This window comes from Ruegeria sp. N11 (genome assembly GCF_056531525.1).
This window is the reverse complement of the sequence record NZ_JBQFLX010000015.1, coordinates 1-19,705: the sequence shown is the minus strand read 5'-3', so window position 1 is coordinate 19,705 and position 19,705 is coordinate 1. Positions and strand designations below refer to the sequence as shown.

General features: G+C 56.9%; 14 protein-coding genes and 1 tRNA gene. 10 read left to right on the top strand and 5 right to left on the bottom strand.

Features of this window, described 5'->3' with window-relative positions:
* Window positions 1-23: 23 nt before the first annotated feature.
* Window positions 24-1,010, top strand: a complete 987-nt coding sequence (locus ACR0J8_RS16025; protein ID WP_480891111.1) for an MBL fold metallo-hydrolase — start codon at window positions 24-26, stop codon at window positions 1,008-1,010.
* Between the two features lie 119 nt (window positions 1,011-1,129).
* Here ACR0J8_RS16025 and ACR0J8_RS16020 read toward each other — a convergent pair whose 3' ends face one another.
* The 5 genes from ACR0J8_RS16020 to miaA all read right to left on the bottom strand — a co-directional run bounded on the left by ACR0J8_RS16020 (window position 1,130) and on the right by miaA (window position 8,884).
* Complete coding sequence (locus ACR0J8_RS16020) at window positions 1,130-3,217, bottom strand: dipeptide ABC transporter ATP-binding protein (protein WP_480526076.1); 2,088 nt, start codon at window positions 3,215-3,217, stop codon at window positions 1,130-1,132.
* 97 nt (window positions 3,218-3,314) lie between these two features.
* A complete protein-coding gene (locus tag ACR0J8_RS16015; RefSeq protein ID WP_480526078.1) occupies window positions 3,315-4,778 on the bottom strand; it encodes an ABC transporter permease in 1,464 nt (487 codons plus the stop codon).
* 12 nt (window positions 4,779-4,790) lie between these two features.
* Entirely contained in the window at window positions 4,791-5,837 is a 1,047-nt protein-coding gene (locus ACR0J8_RS16010; protein ID WP_170676800.1) for an ABC transporter permease, read from the bottom strand.
* Between the two features lie 135 nt (window positions 5,838-5,972).
* Window positions 5,973-7,643 (bottom strand): ABC transporter substrate-binding protein, encoded by a 1,671-nt coding sequence (locus ACR0J8_RS16005; protein ID WP_480526080.1) that lies wholly within the window; start codon window positions 7,641-7,643, stop codon window positions 5,973-5,975.
* A gap of 341 nt (window positions 7,644-7,984) precedes the next feature.
* Complete coding sequence (gene miaA / locus ACR0J8_RS16000; RefSeq protein WP_480526082.1) at window positions 7,985-8,884, bottom strand: tRNA (adenosine(37)-N6)-dimethylallyltransferase MiaA; 900 nt, start codon at window positions 8,882-8,884, stop codon at window positions 7,985-7,987.
* Between the two features lie 95 nt (window positions 8,885-8,979).
* Between miaA and pyrH the strand changes: the two genes are divergently transcribed.
* The 9 genes from pyrH to ACR0J8_RS15955 all read left to right on the top strand — a co-directional run bounded on the left by pyrH (window position 8,980) and on the right by ACR0J8_RS15955 (window position 19,454).
* The gene (gene pyrH / locus ACR0J8_RS15995) at window positions 8,980-9,732 is read left to right on the top strand and encodes a UMP kinase (protein WP_170616353.1); all 753 of its coding nucleotides are present in this window, start codon (window positions 8,980-8,982) and stop codon (window positions 9,730-9,732) included.
* 429 nt (window positions 9,733-10,161) lie between these two features.
* Window positions 10,162-11,388 carry an aminotransferase class V-fold PLP-dependent enzyme gene (locus ACR0J8_RS15990; RefSeq protein WP_480526084.1) on the top strand — a complete coding sequence of 409 codons (1,227 nt, stop codon included), beginning with the start codon at window positions 10,162-10,164 and terminating at the stop codon, window positions 11,386-11,388.
* Window positions 11,389-11,436: 48 nt separating this feature from the next.
* Complete coding sequence (locus tag ACR0J8_RS15985) at window positions 11,437-12,861, top strand: cryptochrome/photolyase family protein (RefSeq protein ID WP_480891104.1); 1,425 nt, start codon at window positions 11,437-11,439, stop codon at window positions 12,859-12,861.
* Window positions 12,862-12,930: 69 nt separating this feature from the next.
* A complete protein-coding gene (locus tag ACR0J8_RS15980; RefSeq protein ID WP_170616359.1) occupies window positions 12,931-14,139 on the top strand; it encodes an SAM-dependent methyltransferase in 1,209 nt (402 codons plus the stop codon).
* Window positions 14,140-14,155: 16 nt separating this feature from the next.
* Complete coding sequence (locus ACR0J8_RS15975; RefSeq protein WP_170616361.1) at window positions 14,156-14,596, top strand: TrgA family protein; 441 nt, start codon at window positions 14,156-14,158, stop codon at window positions 14,594-14,596.
* A gap of 28 nt (window positions 14,597-14,624) precedes the next feature.
* Entirely contained in the window at window positions 14,625-15,740 is a 1,116-nt protein-coding gene (locus ACR0J8_RS15970; RefSeq protein WP_480526090.1) for an NUDIX domain-containing protein, read from the top strand.
* A gap of 70 nt (window positions 15,741-15,810) precedes the next feature.
* The gene (locus tag ACR0J8_RS15965; protein ID WP_170616365.1) at window positions 15,811-16,845 is read left to right on the top strand and encodes a cysteine synthase A; all 1,035 of its coding nucleotides are present in this window, start codon (window positions 15,811-15,813) and stop codon (window positions 16,843-16,845) included.
* Window positions 16,845-19,274 carry a DUF3772 domain-containing protein gene (locus tag ACR0J8_RS15960; protein ID WP_480891099.1) on the top strand — a complete coding sequence of 810 codons (2,430 nt, stop codon included), beginning with the start codon at window positions 16,845-16,847 and terminating at the stop codon, window positions 19,272-19,274. The genes ACR0J8_RS15965 and ACR0J8_RS15960 overlap by 1 nt, the downstream gene beginning before the upstream one ends.
* Window positions 19,275-19,364: 90 nt before the next feature.
* Window positions 19,365-19,454 (top strand) — tRNA-Ser (locus ACR0J8_RS15955).
* Window positions 19,455-19,705: the final 251 nt, after the last annotated feature.

The following is a 19,705-nucleotide window of genomic DNA, read 5'->3' as shown; positions in this document are numbered from 1 at the left end:
CTAACCAACACGGAGGTCAGCACATGGATCGCAAGGATCTGAAGCCAACAATCATGAATGGATCACGGGACACACTGGCACCCGGCCTGTCGCGCCGATCATTCTTTCTGGCTGCTGGTCCGGCAGGTGTGGGGGCAGGGGCGTCTCTGGTTGCCGGATCGCCGGTACAGGCGCAATCGCAAGCTTGGCTTCAGCCCGGGAACAACAACCACGTCATGGACCTGCAGGGCTCGACCGGGCAGGCTTCGACAGGCGCTGTGGGGATTGACTATTACGGTCACTGCGCAATCAAGATCACATCGCCAAACGGGGCGACGGTTCTGTTCGACCCGTGGCGTGACGATCCGTCCGGTGCATGGGGGCTTTGGTTCCGCAATGAGTTTCCGCAGATATCCGTGGACATAACCATGTCGACCCACGCGCATTTCGATCATGATGCGATCGAACGGCCGAGTTCGACCATGGTGCTGGACAGGATGGTCGGAAACTTTGAATTTGCCGATCTCAAGATTACCGGGTTTGCGGACAAGCATGCCTGCGTTGCGCCGGGCTGGTATGACTGGACCAATGCGCTGGCGGAATTCGGAGCCGAGGCCTGCCCGCCGAACAATGTCGGCCACATGGACATGGTCGTCTACCTCGTCGAAACCGGCGGGATCCGCACCCTGATCTGGGGCGACAACCGCCACAATCCGCCGCAGGAATTCTGGGATGCCATCGGGCAGGTGGATGTTCTCACCCTGCCGGTGGACGGATCCCAACACATCCTCAGCTATGATCAGGGCAACGATATCGTGGCCAGATTGAAACCCAAGGTAATCATCCCGACCCATTACCTGAACGAAGTGACGTCATACACGCTGACAACGTTGCAGTCCGCAGATGAATGGGTGAAAGCGCAAAAGAGCCATACGATGCTCGACAGTGCCGGTCTGAAACTGGAGGCCGGTGAGGTCGCAGGCATGGATCAGGAATTCATGCATTTCGGAAACAACGTCCTGACCGGGTGAGCACAAATCTGACCGGGGCTACCACTCACAACATATCCCGGGCGCCGTCCCAAAAATATGCGGCGCAAAAAAACAAAGGCCGGTCTGACGACCGGCCTTTGTCAATCGATTCACGTTGTCTATTCTGCGGCAATCTTGATGACCGGCTCCATTCGGGCAAGGATATCCTCGGCCAGATGACATTTGACCTGATGACCGTCTGCCAGTGTCTGGACGGGCGGGACGCGTTGCTCGCACAGCCCATCCGGAACCTGTGACTTCCACCGACAGCGGGTCTGGAACGGGCATCCCGGCGGCGGGTTCATGGCCGACGGAATATCGCCTTCCAGAACGATGTGCTCCTTCTGGATCGACGTATCCGCGATGGGCACCGCGCTCAGCAGGGCTTCGGTATATGGATGGTACGGTGGCGCAAAGACCTGATCTGTGGTCCCAAGTTCGACCACATGGCCCAGATACATCACCATTACGCGGTCGCTGAGATAGCGCACGATCGACAGATCGTGACTGATGAACAGCAACGTCGTCTTCTGTTTGCGCTGAATTTCCATCAACAGATCGGTCACGGCAGCCTGCACCGACACATCAAGCGCGGAAACGGGCTCGTCCGCCACAACGATGCGTGCGTCACCGGCAAAGGCACGGGCAATACCGACCCGTTGCTTCTGGCCGCCCGACAACTGACGCGGCATACGGTCGGCGAATGCGCGGGGCAGTTTCACCAGATCCAGCAGTTCCAGCATCCGCTTCTTGCGCTCTGCCTCGGAGTTGCCGACGCCAAAGATCTCCAAAGCGCGAATGATCTGACGCCCCACCGTCATCGAGGGGTTCAGCGTATCAAACGGGTTCTGGAACACCATCTGAACTTCGCCAACGGTCTTGGCGTCACGTTCCTCGATCGGGACCTGTTCGATATTGCGGTTGTCCAGAAGAATCTGACCGTCGGTGGCCGTTTCAAGCCCCATCAGGACCTTGGCAAAGGTGGATTTGCCGCAGCCGGATTCACCCACAATGGCCAGCGTCTCGGATTCATGCGCCTCGAAACTCAGCGTTTCGTTGGCTTTCACCACCTTCTTCTCGCCGCCACCGAACAAGGCGTTCGCCGCAACCTCGTAGTACTTCTTGAGGTTGTCCATCTTGAGAACGGTTCGGCCGATCTCGGCCTTTTCCTTCTGTTCGCCCACAGTGATCGGGGCGTTCCAGTCGATCTCCTGAAATTTTAGACAGCGCGTGTGGTGCCGGTCATTGCCGGGCACCGCCTGCATCAGGATGTCCTGCGCATCACAGCGCTCTTCCTCGAAATAATCGCAGCGCGGACCAAAGTTGCATCCCGGAGGCCGCTCATGGGGCAAGGGGAAATTCCCGGGAATGGCGACCAGCGGGCGCGAATTCTTGTCCGCCCCCGGCAGCGGTATCGACCGGAACAACGCCTGCGTATAGGGGTGCTGCATCTCGTCGAACACATCCTTGATCGAACCGCGCTCGACAGCCTCACCCGAATACATCACGCACAGCCGGTCGCAGGTTTCCAGAACCAGACCGAGGTTGTGCGAGATAAACAACATCGAGGTGCCGTATTTCTTGCCCAGATCCTTGACCAGTTCGACAACCGCCGCCTCAACTGTCACGTCCAGTGCGGTCGTCGGCTCGTCAAGGATCAGCAGTGCCGGTTTCGACATCAGCGCCATGGCGATCACGATCCGCTGCTGCTGACCGCCGGACAACTGGTGCGGGAATGAGTTCAACATCCGCTCGGGGTCGGGCAGACGCACATCGGTGACCACCTCCAGCGCACGGGCATAGGCCTCTTCAGCGCCCACACCCTCGTGGATCATCGGCACTTCCATCAGCTGCTTGCCGATCTTCATTGCCGGGTTCAGCGAGGCCATCGGCTCCTGATAGATCATCGCGATCTCGTTGCCGCGAATGTCGCGCAATTCCTCAGTGGTCATCTCGGACAGATCGCGACCCTTGAACTTGATCGTACCACCCACGACGCGCCCGTTCTTCCCCAGGTCCTGCATGACACCCAGTGCAACGGTTGACTTCCCGCAACCGGATTCACCGACCAGTCCCACGGCTTCGCCTGGCTGCACACTGACCGAGAAATCCATTACGGCGGGTATTTCCCGCAGGCGGGTAAAGAATGAAATCGACAGCTTGTCGATCTCCAGGATCGGGCCGTCATATTCCGCCAGTTTGTTCATCGTTTCCTACTCCCTGATGAAGCTGTGCAAGCGACAATCTTCATCTTTTCGAAAATACTCCGGGGATCCGGGGGCAGGGCCCCCGGCCTCGATCACATCAGTCCTTCAGACTTTCTTCGCGCAAACCATCTGCCAGCAGGTTCAAACCAAGAACCAACGACAAGAGCGCAAGCGCGGGCGGAAGGGCCGGGTGCAGATAGATCGACAACAGCTTGCGCCCCTCGTTGATCGTCGAACCCCAGTCCGGGCTTTCAGGCGGCAAACCCAGTCCGAAGAAACCCAACGTTCCCAGAAGGATGGTGGTATAGCCGATACGCAGACAGAAATCGACGATCAGCGGGCCGCGCGCGTTTGGCAGGATTTCCCAAAGCATGATGTACCAGGGACCTTCACCCCGGGTTTGCGCCGCCGCCACATAGTCGCGTGTCTTGATGTCCAGCGCGAGGCCACGGACGATACGGAACACGGTTGGTGAGTTCACAAAGACCACGGAAACGAACACGACGAGAATACCGCCCGGAATATCGAACAGATCCAGATAGGTAGGCAGACCCCAGATGCGATAGTCATCGGTGTTGATCACGTAACCGCCTGTCGAAATCAGCGACAGGTACAACCAGATCGCAACGCCCAATACTCCGATCAGAAGTGGCGTTCGGAATTTTGGCCGCGTGTAATAGCGTGAGTTCAGCAGCACCCCAAGGAACAGGATCGGGAACAGGAACAGGACGGCCGCCATGTAGTTCGGCACACCTGTCGCGACGATCTCCGGGGTGACCAGCAGATAGAACAGCAGGATCACGGGGAAGGCCAGGATCAGGTTGGCAAGGAACGACAGAAACGTATCCAGCCGTCCGCCATAGTAACCGGCCGGCAGACCCAATGTGATCCCGACCATGAACGCAAACATGGTGGCCAGCGGCGCGATCTGCACAACGATCCAGGCGCCCTTGACCATCCGGCTGAACACATCGCGCGCCAGATTGTCTCCACCCAGCAGATACCAGGCGAATTCGCCTTCCTCCAGATTTGGCAGCGGAGTGCCGGGGACCTTGTTCTTCATACCCGAGACTTGCGCCAGCGGGTCGTGCGTCACGATCAGGTCCATCGCTCCGAAGATGCCGGTAAAGACCCAGAACATGACAAGGCCAAAACCAATCATGCCGATTGGGCTGTCGTACAGTTTGCCGTACAAACCCAGCCGTCTCTTGAAGGCGATCGACATGGCGTAAAGTATGATCAGTGACACCCAGACAGGCAGGAATTGTTGCGAGATGGCCCCGATGATACCGGCACCGGTACCGAACAGGATGCCCAGCACGATATAGGCAAGCGCCAGGCCGACTGAGGCCAGAAAACTAAGGCGCAATGACGACTGTATCAGCCCCCGCACCCCGCCGGCCGAGCTGAGCGTGCCATCCGGATTGACGCTCACCTGGGCTTCGGGCAGGACGATACTGGCCAGAATCCAGACCACGATCGACAATACCAGTACCGCAATCGCGATCATCAGCAGGGGATTCAGAAAGGCGATAGAGCCGGTCCAGCTTAGAGGTTCCATGTTCTATCTCCCTTACGAAATGCGGATGCGCGGGTTGAGGTACACATAGCCGATGTCCGAGATCAGCTGCGTGATCAGCACCACGAAGACCGACACGACCGAGATTGCCAGCAACAGCTGAATGTCGTTGTTGCCCGCGGCCTGCACCAGCGCCCAACCGAAACCCTTGTAGTTGAACAGGGTCTCGACGATCACGACACCATTCAGCAGCCATGGGAACTGCAGCATGATGACGGTGAACGGCGCGATCAGTGCGTTGCGCAATGCGTGTTTCATAACGATATTGCCGAACGATACCCCTTTCAGACGGGCGGTCCGGATGTATTGAGCGGTCATCACCTCGGTCATCGAGGCGCGGGTCATCCGGGCGATATAGCCCATCCCGTAAAGGGCAATGGTCAGAACCGGCAGGAAGAAATTCTCGAATGTCGGGTTGTCCATCGCCTGTGTGGCCGTGCCCTTGAACCATTTCAGGCCGACGGTGGACGAGGTGAAGATCGCGATGAAGATAACGCCGGACACATATTCAGGTGTCGCTGTCGTGATGATCGAAAATGTCGACAGGGAACGGTCCAGCGCCGATCCTTCCCGCATTCCCGCCAGCACACCGACCAACAGTGCCGAAGGAACCATAAGGACCAGAACCCAGAACATCAGATACCCGGTATTCCCCAGACGCTTGGCGACAATGCTGCCGACGTCGTCCTTGAATACGGTCGAATAGCCCCATTCACCCTGCAGAACGCCGCAATAGCTGGGCGTCGTTTCCGGGGTCGTTCCAGGGCGCACACAGGTGCCGACAAACTGTCCGTCCGCCAGCGTGTTGGTGAACCCGGGGGCAACACCCAGCCATTGGCCGTATTTTATCAGCATCGGCTCTCTGTAGCCGCGGTTTTCAAGCCAGGCTTCCACCTGCTCGTCCGACATCCGCTGGTTGCCCTGTGTCTTGGCCAGTTTTTCAAGATTCGGGTAAAGATTGGTCAGAAAGAAGACCACGAATGTCAGACACAAAGCTGTAAGCAGCATCACGCCTGACCGACGGAGGATGAAAAGTCCCATGATGGCCCCGTTGTTCAGGTGTTCCGCAGATCATTGGACCATTATCTGGCCTCGGACATCCGACCCCGTGTCGGCTAGTCTGCGGCTGGAAAGGGGCGCCCCGATCAGGCGCCCCCGGTTTGCAGTCGGCAGTGTTTAGGCTGCCCAACCCCACTTGTAGTGGTGGTGTTCGAACGACACGTGCATGTCGGTGCCAACCAACCCGTCCTTCATGTGACGGTAGAGTGCGCGCCAGTAAGGCTGGATCGTCACACCTTCTTCCTGGATCAGCGCGGCGCCACGTGCAGCGACCTCGCGGCGTTTGTCCGCATCCGCGATGGCAAGCGCTTCGTCGAGGATCGCGTCGAAGTCAGGATTGGACCAGCCGAATTCGTTCCAGGCTTCGCCCGATTTGTAGGCCAGCGCCCAGATCTGAACACCCAGTGGACGGTGGTTCCAGTTGGTCGAGCTGTAGGGATATTTCACCCAGTCGTTCCAGAAGGTGTTGCCCGGCAGAACGGTCCGTTTGACGTTGATGCCCGCATCGCGAAGTTGCGCAGCCACGGCGTCGGTTGTGTTGCGGCGCCAATCGTCGTCGATCGAGATCAGCTCGTGCTCGAAATCGGCCATACCGGCCTCTTCCATCAGCTTGCGCGCACCTTCCGGGTCGACCTTCTGCGGCGGCAGCTCAGGGTATTCCGGGTGGATCGGACCGACGTGATGGTTTTCGGCAGTTGTGCCACGGCCGCCATAGCCCAGTTCCAGACAGACCGAGTTATCCACGGCCATCTGAAGCGCCTGGCGTACACGCTTGTCCGCATAGGGTTGCTTGCCGTCAACTTCGGCCAGCTGGTTCGGACGGACTACAATCGAAGCCATGGTGATAACTTCGGATTTCACGTAGCCGAGGCCGTCCATGACGTCGATGAATTCACCAACCGACTCATACAGCATGTCGACTTCGTCAGATTCCAGAGCTGCCAGCCACGCAGACGGGTCGGTGCCGTAGTCAATGTATTCGATACGGTCGAGCGCCGGACGGCCGAAGACTTCCTCGCCCCACCAGGTATGTTCCTCGTTGCGGACAAGAACACCTTTGACGCCGACTTCCAGTTCACTCATCAGATAAGGACCGGTGCCCACGTTGTTCAGCAGGTCATTTTCGCTGAAGGACTGGTGAACGATCGCTGCCGGATAGTCAGACATGCCCGCAATCAGCGAAATGTCGGATTTGGGCAGGTTCAGCTTTACCGTTGTGGGATCCACGACCTCGATGCCACCTTCGATCGCCTGACCCGTCCCTTCATCGACCAGCGTTGCAAAGCGACCCGCCATCGAGTTGGTTTCCGAGGACTTGTCGCACCAGCGCGCAATGTTGAACGCCACATCGTCGGCCGTGAAGTCGTCGCCATTGTTCCACTTCACACCCGGACGAACCTTGAGGGTATATTCTGTCGCGTCGTCGTTGATTTCCCAACCTTCCAGCAGCATCCCCCGGAATGTACCGTCCGAGTTATACTCGACCAGATACTCAAGTGTACCGCGGCTGTAGTTGCCGATTTGGGACCAGTCATAGGTGCGCGGATCTTTCAGGGCGCGAACCTCGGTCTGAACACGGATGGTTCCGCCTTCCTGTTTGGCATCTTCACCAGCGGCGCGCGCCGGAGCTGCCAGGCCGATCATGCCGTATGCCGCAGCAGCCGTAACACCCAGCCCCGTGGCGCGGGTCAGGAACTCGCGGCGGCTCAGCTTGCCGTCACGGTATTCCTGCGCGTGCATCTCTGCCGCCCAGTGAACTGGTGCCCCGGTCATGGTACGATTTTTCATCAAGATGTCTCCCTGTGGTACATTTGTCGATTTAGTGTGCTCGGAATCAGGCAGACCGGCCGGTCGCATTCAACGAGCAATTGGGTCTTCTTTTTTGGATTCTCACATTCCCCATGAACGTATTCCGCACCAGAATTCGGATTACGTCAATGTTCGAAATCGGCATACAGAGTACAAAAACGACATATGCGCCCCGTTCATCCGGGCGAGTCGCGGCGTGATGGAGCTTTTGGAAATGAATACATTCGTACACAAAGTCGTTCGCGACCGGCGAGATTTGGCAGGCCGTGAAGCAACATATTCAAGATGCGCCAGAGTATCCGGCACTCAGTTAGGAATGTTTAGTATCGTTTTGAGAAGTCTACGGGATTCCACTTTCCCATCCTGGCCCTGAACCACGTTCGCTGACGCTTGGCAAACTGCCGAGTGGAGATCGTGGCGCGTTCCCGGGCCCGATCCATAGTCATGCGGCCATCGAGGTAGGCAACCAGTTCCGGGACGCCGATGGCCTTGCAGGCCGGCAGGGTCGGATCATACCGATCCAGCATCGCTTCAACCTCGTCCAAGGCCCCTGTTTCCAGCATGAGATCAAAGCGACGAATGATACGGTCCAGCAGCCAGTTTTTGTCGACGTCCAGAACAATGGGAACGGTATCAGACAAGGCAAGAACCGGGGGTGGGGTATCTACCTGCCAGTCCGACAAACTGCGTCCGGTCGCGGTCTGCACTTCCCATGCGCGCTGAACGCGGGCGCGGTTGTTGATGTCCAGCTTGTCCAAAGTGTCGGGATCGACACCTGCGATCAGAGCGGGCAGTTCCATCTTATCCGCTTGCGCCCGCACTTCGGCTGGGGTCGCGGGAATTTCGGCCATTCCTTCAGTCAGTGCTGAAAAGTACAGCCCGGTGCCGCCCACAATTATGGGACGCTCAGCTGAGTTCAAAAGGGGTTTGACCTCGCGCAGCCAGTGTCCTGCCGAATAGATCTGGTCAAATGGTATGTGCCCGTAAAGACGATGTGGCGCGCGGGCTTCTTCCTCGACCGACGGGCGCGCTGAAATCACCCGCCAGCAATCGTAAACCTGGCTTGCATCGGCATTGACGATGACACCACCAAACTTTTCGGCAATCTGCAGCGCAAGCGCTGATTTTCCGGACGCCGTGGGCCCGGCGATCAGAACAGGCTTGTCATCCGGAACGGGGGGCAACATGTCCCAAAACCGCGATGAGATTGCGTTGGCCATCTGGACTGCCTTATTCCTAACGTTCCGCATTGAACCTGCGGTGCTTTTGCTTCATTTTGCGCCGGAATTAAACCTGTGCCAGCCCGGAGCGCAACATGAGCCAATCCCCTTCGACCGAGACAACCGAAACCCCCAAGACAAAATACAAGCGCGTGATGCTGAAAATATCCGGCGAAGCGCTGATGGGGGATCAGGGGTTCGGCCTGCATCCGCCCACCGTTCAGCGTATCGCGCAAGAGGTGAAATCCGTACACGATCTGGGCGTCGAGATCTGTATGGTCATCGGCGGCGGCAACATTTTTCGGGGCCTTAGCGGTTCGGCGCAAGGGATGGAGCGTACGACGGCGGATTACATGGGAATGCTTGCCACCGTCATGAACGCATTGGGCATGCAGTCCGCGCTTGAGGAGGTGGGTGTATTTACGCGGGTTATTTCCGCCATCCGGATGGACGAGGTGTGCGAACCCTATATTCGCCGCCGCGCTGTGCGACATCTCGAAAAGAAACGGGTCTGCATTTTTGCGGCCGGAACCGGAAACCCTTATTTTACAACGGATACGGCGGCCACGCTGCGGGCCAACGAAATGGCGTGCGAAGCCATCTTCATGGGCAAAAACGGTGTCGACGGTGTTTATGACAAGGATCCCAAGGTTCACGCCGACGCACAGCGCTATGACACCGTCAGCTATGACGATGTTCTGGCAAAACGCCTGCGGGTCATGGATGCCTCGGCCATTGCACTGGCGCGCGACAACAACCTTCCTTTGATCGTGTTTGGATTGGACGAACCCGGCGGTTTCCGCGGCATTCTTGCCGGTGAGGGGACTTATACCAAGGTTCAGGGCTGACAATCTGCTGTATGTCAAAAAGCGGGCCGGTTCAAATCCCCGGCCTGTTTGCCTTTTGTGTCCGATTTGCGGTTCTGTTCATTGAAATGAAATCGCTGCTTTTGCAGGACGCTCGCCTCGCTTGCATAATCAAGAATATTGGCAGCAAATCTCTGATGAGCTTGAGATCCGATGAAGTCCTGACCGAGGTAGCGAAGTTGGACGGGTGTCTTTTCCCTTCACGTTCCGGTTGACCAACGCGAATGCGGCTGGCTAATTATCCGGGATCTTCGTTTGGGAATGTCCCGACTGAAGATCTGCCTGCACTTCCTTGTTTTCATGATAAGGTCTGCGGCTGGGCTGGAAGACCTGCAATGATTTCTGAGGGATCCGGGATCATGCCCGGGCACCTTGCCCCTGATGCGCAGCATGACGAGAAAGTAGCGAGCCATGACCAAACTGGATATCGATTTTGTTCGGGCACAATTCCCGGCCTTTTCTGAACCCGGCCTTCAGGGGCAGGCGTTTTTTGAAAACGCTGGCGGGTCTTATACATGCAAACCGGTCATCGACAGGCTGACGCGGTTCTACAGGCAGCGCAAGGTTCAGCCCTATGCACCTTTCGAGGCCAGCCGCCTGGCGGGCGAGGAAATGGACGAGGCGCGTGCCCGCATGGCCGCCATTCTGGGTGTTGACACAGATGAGCTGAGTTTTGGTCCGTCCACCACGCAGAATACATATGTCCTGGCGCAGGCGTTTCGGCAGTGGATGAAGCCGGGTGAGGCGATTGTTGTTACCAATCAGGACCACGAAGCGAACTCCGGACCTTGGAGGCGCCTTGCTGACGACGGGATCGAAATCCGCGAATGGAAAATTGATCCGGATACCGGTTCCCTGAACCCACAGGATCTGGAAGACCTTCTGGATGAAAAGGTGCGGCTGATCTGTTTCCCGCATTGCTCGAACGTTGTGGGCGAGATCAACCCTGTCACGGAAATCACCGCTATTGCCCATGCCGCAGGTGCCTTTGTTTGCGTTGACGGCGTCTCTTACGCGCCGCATGGTTTTCCTAATGTTGGAGAACTGGGGCCGGATATCTATCTGTTTTCGGCTTACAAGACTTATGGTCCTCATCAGGGGTGCATGGTCATTCGCCGCACGCTTGGGGAAATGCTTCCGAACCAGGCGCATGTCTTCAACGGTGATGTTTTGTACAAACGCTTTACCCCGGCAGGGCCGGATCATGCGCAGATCGCTGCAAGCGCGGGCATGGCCGACTATGTCGACCTTCTGTGCGATCACCATGGCGGGCCTGACACCGACGCAAGCGCGCGCGGTGAATTTGTTCACGACCTGATGCGCGCACATGAAATGGACCTACTTCAGCCGTTGCTGGATACGGTAAAGGACCGCAACGCGGTTCGCCTGATTGGCCCGGCGAACGCTTCGATGCGGGCACCTACGGTTGCGATATCGCTGAACCGTGAAGCGGAATCCGTTGCCCGTGATCTTTCCGATCATGGTGTTATGGCGGGTGGCGGTGACTTTTACGCTGTCCGCCCGCTTCAGGCGATGGGGGTCGCGCCGGAACACGGCGTATTGCGTGTCAGTTTCACGCACTACACTTCGAAACAGGAAGTCGATCAGCTTCTGGACGCATTGGATAAGGTTTTGTGATCCAATATCCGCCTGATTTCGTAATACGAATAAACACTTGGGGCGGATATGCAGAAAGACAAAGCGCCAATACTACTATGGTTTCGCCGGGACTTGCGCCTGTCCGACCATCCCGCGCTTTGCGCCGCCGCAGCGACAGGCCGACCCGTCATTCCGGTTTTCGTATTTGACGACCTTGTGCGCGGTCTGGGTGCAGCCCCCAAATGGCGCCTGGGTTTGGGGCTCGAGGCGTTCGCCAGCAGGCTTCGGGACGTCGGTAGCCGCCTGATCCTTCGGCGCGGCAGTGCGCTGAGCGTTTTAAAAGAACTGATAGCCGAGACCGGGTCCGCATCGGTTTTTTGGACCCGCGCTTATGATCCGGATGCCATCGCCCGTGACACTCGTATCAAGGCAACCCTGGCAGATGGCGGTATTGATTCCAGGTCGTTCGACGGGCATTTGCTGTTTGAACCGTGGCAGGTCGCAACCAAATCCGGACAAGCCTTTAAGGTTTTTACACCGATGTGGCGCGCAGTGCGGGAGAAGGAGATACCTGTTCCGCAGGGCGCGCCATCACGGCTGAAAAATCCTGATAATTGGCCGGATTCCGAGGATATGGTCGACTGGTCCCTTGGGGCTGGGATGAACAGAGGAAACCGGGTTGTTCGGCCGTATGTGCAACCTGGTGAAAGGTCTGCCAATGATTGCCTGCTAGAGTTTCTGGATCGGATCGCACGGTATCAGGAACTACGCGATTGTTTGGATGTAGACGGCACGTCGAACCTGTCCGAATATCTGTCACTGGGTGAGATTGGACCGCGAACGGTGTGGCACGCCGTTCAGAACGCCTCGATGATGGGCATTCCCGGAACCGACGCCTTTCTGCGGCAATTGATCTGGCGGGAATTCGCGTATCATCTGATGTATCACTCGCCTCGGTTACTGACGAACAACTGGCGGCCCGAATGGGATGGATTTCCTTGGCTTGAGGATGGCCAAGCCCCGTCGGTTATGGCGTGGAAGCAGGCCAGAACCGGCGTTCCAATCGTGGATGCCGGACTTCGGCAGATGTATGTGACAGGCCGGATGCACAACCGCGCGAGGATGGTTGTGGCAAGCTACCTGACCAAACACCTCATGACACACTGGAAAGTCGGGATGAATTGGTTTGAGGATTGCCTGATAGACTGGGATCCGGCCTGCAACGCGATGGGTTGGCAATGGGTCGCAGGTTCGGGGCCGGATGCGGCGCCGTTCTTTCGGATATTCAATCCGCAGACGCAGGCACAGAAATTCGACCCGGATGCGGTTTACAGGCAACGATGGATCGCGGAAATCCAGGATAATCCACCGAAGACCGCGCTGGCATACTTTGAAGCTGCGCCCAATTCATGGGGGCTGACACCGGACGCGCCTTACCCTTCGCCGATTGTGGAATTGGCGGACGGTCGAAAACGAGCTCTGACAGCTTATGAACAGGCGAAAAGTCGGTAACGAACTGAAAACTTGCCAGAAACAGAAACTCGGCCTAGCTTATTTCTACGACCGCACAGGGGAGAGCGGATGATCCTGACCACGACTGAAGGGCAGAAGAACCTGCCCAGATATTTTTCACAAGTGCTGAAAATGCTTGGCCGGATGGAAAATGGACGGCTGGATATTGTCTTGCCTGATGGTCGGGTGTTTCGAACCGAAGGCGCAAAGCCCGGGCCGGTGGCGCAGGTCGATATTCATGATCCGGATGTTTTTTCCCGATTGGTTCGCGAGGGTGAGCTTGGTTTTTCTGACGCCTATCTGGAGGGCGGTTGGAGCACACCTGATCTGAGATCGTTCATGGATCTGGTACATCTGGAATCAGAGGCCGTTTATGACGATTTCACCGGTCGGTTTCTGGTTCAGGCCTATGAAAGGCTTCGGTTTTGGTTGCATCGAAACAACCGCAAACAGGCCCGAAAAAATATCTCGTACCACTACGATTTGGGTAATGATTTCTATTCCCTGTGGCTGGACGATACGATGACCTATTCCAGCGCATTGTTCGAGACCGGGCAGGAAAGTCTGGAAAATGCGCAGATCGCAAAATACGCAAGCCTTGTGGACGAAATGGGTGCCAAGCCGGGGGATCACATACTGGAAATCGGCTGCGGCTGGGGTGGTTTTGCCGAATATGCCGCAAAGGAACGTGGGCTGCGCGTCACCGGGCTTACACTCAGTCAGGAACAGTTGAACTTTGCGCGGCAACGTATTGAAAATCTTGGCCTATCGGATCAGGTGGAGTTCAAACTTCAGGATTACCGCGACGAGCAGGGGCATTACGACGGGATCGCCTCGATCGAGATGTTCGAGGCGGTTGGGCAGAAGTACTGGCCTGTCTACTTCGAGACAGTACGCGACCGGCTGAAACCTGGCGGTCAGGCCACGCTTCAGATCATTACGGTGGGTGATCACCGCTGGGACTATTACAAAAACGGTGTTGATTTCATTCAGAAATACATATTTCCCGGTGGAATGTTGCCGTCTCCAACCATCCTCAGGCAAGAGATTGAACGCGCCGGGCTGAGTGTGATGAAGTCACGCGAATTCGGTAAAAGCTACGACCTGACTCTTCGACGCTGGTATGAGACGTTCAATGCCAAGTGGGAAGAGATTTCCCAAATGGGCTTTGATGAGCGTTTTCGCCGCATGTGGAATTATTATTTGACTGCATGCGGCGCGGCCTTTGACACCGGCAATTGCGATGTGACACAGATCACCATAGCAAAACCGAGTTAACGAACGGACCCCTCGTATGCCCAGTGCCTCACGTCTAGTTGCCGCTGTATGTCTGGTGGTGGTTGCCTTTATTGTCTCCACGATGATCATCGAAAACGGGGACGAGGGTAAGGATTACGGCTATTTCACTCTGGTCAACATTGCGCTTGGGTTCGTTTGCGGATGGAAAATCATGGGCAAGCGGGCTGGTCGCGGATGGACGGCAGGTGTCAACAACGGACTGACCGGTGTCGCATCTTTGGTGTTCTGGGGACTTTTCGTGCAGGGTACCTATGAGATGTTCCGCCTGGCGATGCGCCACAGGTATGACGGCCCGTTCGAGGCGGTGCTTGCGATTTTCAAGCTTGGTGTCGAGTTTGGCGAGCAGCTGATTGTTCCAAACATTCTGGTGACGCTAGCGGTGGGCGCTGTCATAACCGGGTTGGCGACCGAAGAAGCGAGTCGCCGCTGGCGTTAAGCGACTGAACAACGAAAGCTCTATCCCCGTGTCTGATCTATTTTTTTACGGCACACTCAGGTGCCAGCCGTTGTTGGAACGTGTGCTGGGCCGCCCGCTGTCTGAATTGAAGATATCTGAGGCCAGATTGCCCGACCACACCGTCTATGGGGTGAAGGGGCAAAGCTTTCCGATGATTGTCAGCGAGAATGGCAGCAAGGCCGAAGGTTTGCTGGTGCAGGGGTTCGGCCCCGAGGATTTGAAACGGCTGACTTACTACGAAGGCGGTTTCGATTACGATCTCAGCCCCCGTGACCTTGAGCTGCCTGACGGAACGAAGGCGACGGCAAGCGTATTCTTTCCAGAACCCAACCTTTGGACGCCGGACCAACCCTGGTCCCTGAAGGACTGGTTTGGAGATTGGGGAGAACTGACGCTACTTGCCGCAGATGAGGTGATGGCCCATTACGGCAAGGTCGAAGCTGCTGAGATTGCGCGAAGTTTTCCAGCCATCCGGACCCGGGCCTGGGCCAGGTTGGCTGCGCGCCGGCGTCAGACCGGTGATGCGCGCGATACGGCGCAGGACGTGATCGTCCATGATCGCAAGCCCGCCTACATCAACTATTTTGGGATTGATGAAATCAGGTTTCAACACCGCCAATACGACGGATCAATGGGTCCGGTTCTCAACTACAATGGGTTGATGCAGGGCAGCGCCGTCGTTGTTCTGCCCTACGATCCGGTACGGGACACGGTCTTGCTGGTCGAACAGTTTCGCGTGCCGGTCTTTTTGATCGACGACGCGGAACCCTGGATGTGGGAGCCGGTCGCGGGCATGATCGATCCCCGCGAAACGCCCGAACAGGCGGCAATTCGCGAAACTCAGGAAGAAGCGCACGTGACCCCCAGCGCGCTGGAATACGCTGGTGGGGTATATTCTTCCAGCGGTTCGTCGACCGAGTACGTCCATCTGTATCTGGGATTGGCTGACCTGACCGAAACGACCGACAATGGTGGCCTTTCTTCGGAGGGCGAGAACATCCGTAGCCGGATATTCTCGTATGCCGAATTCATCGGAATGGTTGACAGTCATGCCTTCAAGGACATGCCTCTGCTGACCTTGGCCCATTGGCTGGCACGACATCGCGACCGGTTGCGCGGTTAAGTTTCGTTGCTTGTGGTTGCTGCGGCGCGCCTGTAAATCTCTGACGATACCAAATTGAAATGAGGGCGCCATGCGCATTGCACGAGATCTTGCCGACGCAGTAGGGAAAACACCGTTGATCCGGCTGCGCCGCATCAGTGAAGAGACCGGTTGCGAGATCCTCGGCAAGGCCGAGTTCATGAACCCGGGGCAATCCGTCAAGGACCGTGCCGCTCTGTTCATCATCCGTGACGCAATTGCCCGGGGGGATCTGAAGCCAGGCGGGACAATTGTCGAGGGTACCGCAGGTAACACCGGTATCGGTCTGGCGCTGGTTGGCGCATCGATGGGGTTCAAGACTGTCATCGTGATTCCCGAAACCCAGTCGGAAGAGAAAAAGGACATGCTGCGCCTGGCAGGTGCCCAGTTGGTTCAGGTTCCTGCGGCGCCTTATCGCAACCCGAACAATTTTGTGCACTATTCACGGCGTCTGGCCGAAGAACTTGCGCAATCTGAGCCCAATGGCGCGATCTGGGCCAATCAGTTCGATAATGTTGCCAACCGTCAGGCGCATGTGGAAACAACGGGCCCCGAGATCTGGGAACAGACCGACGGCAAGGTCGACGGATTTGTCAGCGCCGTAGGTTCGGGTGGTACGCTTGCCGGTGTGGCCGAAGTGCTGCAGCCAAAGGGGGTGAAGGTGGCATTGGCCGATCCGATGGGCGCCGGGCTGTTTTCCTATTACACAACGGGTGAGATCGCGATGGAAGGCGGATCGATTGCCGAGGGTATCGGGCAGGTTCGGATCACCAAGAACCTTGAAGGGTTCACGCCTGATTTTTCCTACCAGATCACAGACAACGAGGCGTTACCCTATATCTTCGACCTGCTCCGTGAGGAAGGTCTGGTAATGGGCGGATCAACCGCGATCAACATGGCGGGTGCGGTCCGGTTAGCCAAAGAAATGGGACCAGGTCATACCATCGTAACCATCCTGTGCGACTACGGCACTCGCTATCAGTCCAAACTGTTCAACCCCGATTTTCTGCGTGAAAAAGAGCTGCCGGTTCCTGATTGGATGACCGATGCGCCACGCAGTATCCCGGGCGTGTTCGAGGACGTATGATGCGGCAGCAGGTCCGCCTGTTCCTGGCCCTTGTTGCGGTGTGTTTTGCCGTACTGGGCGGTTCTGCGTTCGCCCAGTTGTCTGATCGACAGAGCGAATACTATCAAGGCTGGGTCAAAACGGCGGATCGGGCCGAAGCGGTAATCGAGGCCAACAAGGCCTCAAACGCGGCTCTTGAAAATTTGCGGAGTGAAATCAGCGACTATCGCGAAGATTTCAACAATGCGCGGAGCGCGAATACAGAACGTATCAAAACGCTGGAAGGCCAACTGAAGGCGCTTGGTCCGGAACCGGAAGGTGATGCAACCGAACCGGAAGACATCGCCAACCTTCGAAATCACCTTGAGGAGCAGCTAAACAGTCTGCGGGTCCCTAGGATAATCTCGGAAGAGGCGTTCAGCCGGGCGAATGGTCTTATCTTCGAAATTGATCAATTGCTGCGGGACCGTCAGGCAAAAGAACTGCTGGAGCGCGGTCCGTCTCCTTTGAATCCTGCCCATTGGGGTCCCGCCTGGACCGATGTTAACGAAGCAGCGCGCAGTCTGTTCAATGAGGTGCGCAGAAATTTTCAAACAGACGTGGTGCATGAACGGTTTCGCGACCGCGGGTTGGGCATTCTTGCCCTGGTCGTGATTGCAGGTGTTTTGCTGTTTTATGGAAAGCGATGGTCTGAATCCGCCGGTGAATATCTGCGGCGTCTGGGCGGGCAGGGCAGTGGTGTCTGGGCTTTCCTGACCTCTCTGCTGCGGATCATTCTGCCGTGGTTTGGCGTTGTGCTACTGGTAACGGCAGTGTCGCTGACGGGCATTTTGGGGCTGCGCGGCGCTCTGCTGATGGAAAACGTGCCTTATTGGGCCGGGATCATACTTTTCTACGACTGGATTGGCCGACAGTTCCATGTTCTGCAGGAAGCGCAGGGATTTAAGAAACTGTCGAGGCAAAGGGTAAGAGAGTTACGAGTTCATCTTGATCTGTTGGCGGGGTTCCTGATCCTGCACGAACTGGTAAAGCTGTTTGAGCAGATCGAGAATATCTCTGACGCGACGCGTGCCGTGGTCGCGTTCCCGGTTATTTTCGGGACGGCGCTGTTGTTGCTGCGTGTTCGCCTGGTCCGAACCGTGGATACCACACCTGACCCGGATGAACCGGCCGCGACGGCCCGGGCTGCCGGGTTCAGTCAGTTGGTCGAGTTCATTCGCAGAGCCTTGTTCCTGCTGGGGATCGGCAGTCCCATACTCGCTGTTCTGGGATACACGAACGCGGCTGAAGCGATTGTTTTCCCGGCTGTAAAAACACTGGTCCTCATTGCCGCATTGCTGATTTTTCAGCGTTTCCTGGCTTCGGTCTACGGATGGTTCAGCGGCAAAGGTGAGGCCGCCAAGGACTCGCTTTTTTCCGTTCTCGTCGGATTTGCCATGGCCATTCTGGCGATGCCTATTCTCGCGCTTTACTGGGGCGCGCGCAGGACGGATCTGCAAGAGATCTGGTCCCAGTTGTTGCAAGGGTTTGATATCGGTGGGGTGACAATCTCCCCCAGCAATTTCTTCACTTTTGTTGTGGTCTTCGCCATCGGTTATGGCCTGACGCGCATGTTGCAAAGCGGGTTGAGGAATTCGCTGCTGCCCAAGACCAGTATTGATCCGGGCGGGCAAAACGCGATTGTGTCCGGCACCGGTTACGTCGGTATTTTCCTGGCCGCGTTGATTGCGATCACGATTGCAGGCTTCAACCTTTCGTCGCTGGCGATTGTTGCTGGTGCTCTTTCGGTCGGCATTGGCTTTGGTCTGCAGACCATCGTATCGAATTTCGTCTCGGGCATAATCCTGCTGGTCGAGCGTCCCATCTCTAAGGGGGACTGGATCGATGTGAACGGAATGATGGGCTACGTCCGCGACATCTCGGTTCGATCTACACGGATCGAGACGTTTGACCGAACGGATGTGATCGTTCCCAACTCGGACCTGATCAGTGGCGTGGTAACGAACTACACCCGGGGCAACACGATCGGGCGGGTGATCGTGCCTGTTGGTGTGGCTTATGGCACCGATACCCGGCTGGTCGAAAAAATTCTGGGCGAGATCGCAAATGCGCACCCCATGGTTCTGGCAAATCCAGCGCCCAGCGTCGTGTTTCAGGGGTTCGGCGCGGATTCGCTGGATTTTGAAATCCGCGGCATTCTTCGGGATGTGAACTGGGTTCTGTCGGTAAAGTCCGACATGAACCATGAAATCAACCGGCGCTTTGTCGAAGAGGGGATCGAGATTCCGTTCGCACAGCGCGATGTCTGGTTGCGCAATCCCGAAGTATTGAAGGCAGGGGAAGCCCAAACCGAGCAGAAGTCAGCGGAAATCCCCTCCGCAACAACATCAACCGCGCCGGTTGAGATGACCGAAGCCGACATGCCTGATGCCGATGGCGACGAGGTTTGACCTTCATAACCGTTCTGTTGTTTTCCGGTGAATTTTCACCCTAATCGGGCCTTGCAAATCCCCCGGCGATAGTCCAAATATCCCGCTCACGGAGAGGTGGCCGAGTGGTCGAAGGCGCACGCCTGGAAAGTGTGTAGGCGGGAAACCGTCTCCAGGGTTCGAATCCCTGTCTCTCCGCCACTCATACCTGGTTCACTTCAGCTGTGTTTTCTGACCCGGAATTGTGCCGCAATTCCCGCGCGTTGGCGCATGCGCTTTCAATCAGAGACAGAGCAGACCGTACACTCAGAGCGCACTTCCGGCGGCAGTCTCAGTGGCGCATTTGGGCGGGGTCGCTTTGGGCGGGATTTCCCTGATAACCGGCTATTTACAGGGAATTTTCGTTGAATAGGTCTGAGTTCCGTCATTTCTCCTATCGGAACTGCATGTTT

Coding starts and splice junctions, on each gene's coding strand:
- pyrH (WP_170616353.1), top strand. CDS start 8,980: ATGAGCCAATCCCCTTCGACCGAGACAACCGAAACCCCCAAGACAAAA.
- ACR0J8_RS15960 (WP_480891099.1), top strand. CDS start 16,845: ATGCGGCAGCAGGTCCGCCTGTTCCTGGCCCTTGTTGCGGTGTGTTTT.
- ACR0J8_RS16025 (WP_480891111.1), top strand. CDS start 24: ATGGATCGCAAGGATCTGAAGCCAACAATCATGAATGGATCACGGGAC.
- ACR0J8_RS15990 (WP_480526084.1), top strand. CDS start 10,162: ATGACCAAACTGGATATCGATTTTGTTCGGGCACAATTCCCGGCCTTT.
- miaA (WP_480526082.1), bottom strand. CDS start 8,884: ATGGCCAACGCAATCTCATCGCGGTTTTGGGACATGTTGCCCCCCGTT.
- ACR0J8_RS15985 (WP_480891104.1), top strand. CDS start 11,437: ATGCAGAAAGACAAAGCGCCAATACTACTATGGTTTCGCCGGGACTTG.
- ACR0J8_RS15965 (WP_170616365.1), top strand. CDS start 15,811: ATGCGCATTGCACGAGATCTTGCCGACGCAGTAGGGAAAACACCGTTG.
- ACR0J8_RS16005 (WP_480526080.1), bottom strand. CDS start 7,643: ATGAAAAATCGTACCATGACCGGGGCACCAGTTCACTGGGCGGCAGAG.
- ACR0J8_RS16010 (WP_170676800.1), bottom strand. CDS start 5,837: ATGGGACTTTTCATCCTCCGTCGGTCAGGCGTGATGCTGCTTACAGCT.
- ACR0J8_RS16015 (WP_480526078.1), bottom strand. CDS start 4,778: ATGGAACCTCTAAGCTGGACCGGCTCTATCGCCTTTCTGAATCCCCTG.
- ACR0J8_RS16020 (WP_480526076.1), bottom strand. CDS start 3,217: ATGAACAAACTGGCGGAATATGACGGCCCGATCCTGGAGATCGACAAG.
- ACR0J8_RS15980 (WP_170616359.1), top strand. CDS start 12,931: ATGATCCTGACCACGACTGAAGGGCAGAAGAACCTGCCCAGATATTTT.
- ACR0J8_RS15975 (WP_170616361.1), top strand. CDS start 14,156: ATGCCCAGTGCCTCACGTCTAGTTGCCGCTGTATGTCTGGTGGTGGTT.